This window comes from Mesorhizobium sp. M4A.F.Ca.ET.050.02.1.1, from assembly GCF_003997725.1.
Classification (GTDB): Bacteria; Pseudomonadota; Alphaproteobacteria; order Rhizobiales; family Rhizobiaceae; genus Mesorhizobium.
Genome location: NZ_RZSG01000773.1, coordinates 1 through 2,818, shown reverse-complemented (window position 1 = coordinate 2,818; position 2,818 = coordinate 1). Strand labels below are relative to the sequence as shown.

Here is a 2,818-nt window from a genome sequence, read left to right as displayed (position 1 = left end):
CGCCGGGTCTGGCCGGCGTCAACGGTACCGATCCCTTCTTCATCATGCCGCTGTTCCTGGCCGAATTGAAGACGATGGGCTTTTCCGGTGTGCAGAACTTTCCCACCATCGGCCTGTTCGACGGCACCATGCGGCAGAGCTTCGAGGAAACCGGCATGGGTTTTGGGCTCGAGGTCGACATGATCGCCGAGGCGCACAAGCTCGACCTCCTGACCACGCCCTATGTCTTCAACCCCGACGAGGCGCGCGCCATGACAAAGGCCGGCGCCGACATCATTGTTGCCCATATGGGCGTGACGACCGGCGGCTCGATCGGCGCCACGTCGGCGAAGTCGCTCGACCACTGCGTGAAGGAGATCGACGCTATCGCCGACGCCGCGCGCTCGGTGCGCAAGGACGTCATCCTGCTTTGCCATGGCGGGCCGATCTCGATGCCGGACGATGCCCGCTACATCCTCGAGCGCTGCGAAGGGCTGCATGGCTTCTATGGCGCGAGCTCGATGGAACGGCTGCCGGCGGAGGCCGCAATCGCCAAACAGACGGCGGATTTCAAGGCGGTCGCGATCGGCCGCGGCAAGGCGACCATCAAGAAAAAGAAGGGATGAGACGATGACCGACAAGAGCAAGATGTTCGTGTATCCGAAGGACGTCAGCGCCTTTGGCTTCGACTGGGGCAGGCTGGCCCTGACGGTCGCGCCCGAAGTGAATGGTGCGGAGCGTTTTTCCGGCGGCGTCGTCGACCTGCCCTCCGGCAAGGGCCACACCCGCCACAACCATCCCGGCGCCGAAGAAATCATCTTCGTCATCTCCGGCCATGGCGAGCAGATGGTCGAGGACGAGGACGGCAATCCGGTGGTCGCGAAAGTCGGCCCCGGCTGCACAGTCTATGTGCCCGAGAGCCGCTTCCATTCGACGCTCAACACCGGCGACCAGCCGATGCAGCTCTTCGTCGTCTATTCGCCGGCCGGCCCGGAACTGGCGCTGCGCGACCTGCCGGATGTCAGGGTGCTGCCAGCAGGGGAGTGAACCTTCGAGGCTGGCGCCGCCCCTCATTGTCCTGCCGGACATTTCTCCCCGTAGAACGGGGAGAAAGACGCCTTCATCAACGATTTCGCAAATCGCCGAAGCTGCCTTCTTCTCCCCGTTCTACGGGGAGAAGGTGCCGGCAGGCGGATGAGGGGCGGCGCCGACTTTCGGCCTTATGAAATCCCGCCCCTGTTCCATCCCCTGGCCCGGTCGCCGAACATCGCGTAGCCATTATCCGTCACCGCGACAGTATCCTCCAACTTGATGAAGCCGCGTGTCGGGTGAAGCATGGTCGTCTCGACCGACAGCACCATGTTCTTTTCCAGCGGCTTCCCGGCATAGGTGCCTTCATAGGTGACCGGATGGTTGGTCATCAGGAAGGGCGCTTCATGCGTGATGAGCCCCATGCCGTGGGCGAAGAAATCCGTGTAAGGCGAGACCTTCGAGGCCTTCAGCACGCCCTCCGCATGGGCGATCATATCGCCACCGAGCGTGCCCGCCCTGACCTTCGAAAACGCCGCCTGCTGCACGACGTCCACCTCAGCCAGCAGATCCTCCAGCTCTGCGTCCGGCTCGCCGAGAATCCCCATGCGGCAGAGGTCGCCGATATAGCCGTGGTAGTTGCCGCCGGAATCGATCGACAACACCTCGCCCTGCTTCCACGCTTGCGGCGAGGCCGCGCGGTTGTGACTGGAGCCCAGGGTCAGCAGGCAATATTCGAAATGCGCGCCGCGATTGGTCTCCTCGCGCCTCAGCTGCTCGATGATCTCGGTCTTGGTCGTGCCTTCGCGCGCCCATTGGATGGTCGCCAGCATCGAATCGGTGATCAGCTCGGAGGCGACACGCAGCCTCTCGAGCTCGGCGTCGGTCTTGATGGCGCGCATGCGCTCCAGCATGCCGGTCGCATCGATCAGCTTCGCATCCGGCAGCGCCTTGCGAACCAGCGTGTAGGCATCCGACGGCAGGAAGGCCGGCTCGATGCCGATGCGCGCCTCGCCCTTGCCGATCTTCTGCACATGCTCAACGGCGAGATTGGCGGCATCCAGTGTGCCCCAGCAGGCGGCGTGCAAGGTCGGTGTCCAGAACGGGTTGTTCTGGTGCTCGGCGCCCTCCATACGGTTGCCGATATAGGCAGCGCGGTCTGGCCCACCCTTCTCGTAGACAACGATCGGCAGGTAGCGGCTGTGGCCGATCGCATCCATGGCGGCGAAGAAGATGAACTTGTAGCCGCCGAGCAGATATTGCGTGTTGTGCTTGGAGGTGGCGAGCAGCACGTCGATGCCGGCTTCCTCCATCAGCCCGTCCAGCCTGGCCTGGTCGAATGGAATGGCGACCGCATTCTTGCCCGGGGCGATGTTCATTTTTTCTCTCCCTGAATGTGCTGGCCGATCGGGCCGGCTCGCCGGCTGGTTTTGTGGCTGATCATTTGGCTGTCGGCTAAATCTGCATCACTTTGGCTACTCTGGTCCAGCCAGAAATCAGCTTCCGGCCGTCATCGATTGTCACAATGCCGCGTTCTCGCGCGTCAATAGCAACATCTGGTCCTACCAGATTGTTCGACTGAACCGCTTGCCTAACGACTGGTCCAGCGGACGGAAATTTCAAAGCCACGCCAGAATGCGCCAAATCCGTCTCTGGCGAAACCCTTGGCGAGGCTCATAATCGCTGCCGCAACGACGCTCGTGGACAAGCTGGCGTCAAGGGATTGGCGCCCGAGCGGGTGGCGCGGAGGACGGAGGTCGATCATGTCAGCTCTCACCATTTCCAGGCGCACCGTGCTTGCCGGCTCGGC

At 62.8% G+C, this 2,818-nt stretch carries 4 protein-coding genes; 2 read left to right on the top strand and 2 right to left on the bottom strand.

What is annotated here, in order from left to right; all coding sequences use genetic code 11:
• Both EOA33_RS30940 and EOA33_RS30935 read left to right on the top strand, forming a co-directional pair.
• The coding region (locus EOA33_RS30940) for a phosphoenolpyruvate hydrolase family protein (protein ID WP_145989374.1) at positions 1-605 on the top strand (605 nt) is incomplete at its 5' end.
• Positions 606-609: 4 nt separating this feature from the next.
• Entirely contained in the window at positions 610-1,026 is a 417-nt protein-coding gene (locus EOA33_RS30935) for a cupin domain-containing protein (protein ID WP_127407369.1), read from the top strand.
• Positions 1,027-1,199: 173 nt separating this feature from the next.
• Here the strand turns inward: EOA33_RS30935 and EOA33_RS30930 are convergent, their stop codons facing one another.
• Positions 1,200-2,387 (bottom strand): Xaa-Pro peptidase family protein, encoded by a 1,188-nt coding sequence (locus EOA33_RS30930; RefSeq protein WP_126058194.1) that lies wholly within the window; start codon positions 2,385-2,387, stop codon positions 1,200-1,202.
• 212 nt (positions 2,388-2,599) lie between these two features.
• A partial coding sequence (locus tag EOA33_RS39925) for a hypothetical protein (protein ID WP_210212632.1) occupies positions 2,600-2,818 on the bottom strand: 219 nt, incomplete at its 5' end.

What these genes read in the sequence shown, in the direction of transcription:
- EOA33_RS30935 (WP_127407369.1), top strand. Translation starts at nt 610, where the DNA reads ATGACCGACAAGAGCAAGATGTTCGTGTATCCGAAGGACGTCAGCGCC.
- EOA33_RS30930 (WP_126058194.1), bottom strand. Translation starts at nt 2,387, where the DNA reads ATGAACATCGCCCCGGGCAAGAATGCGGTCGCCATTCCATTCGACCAG.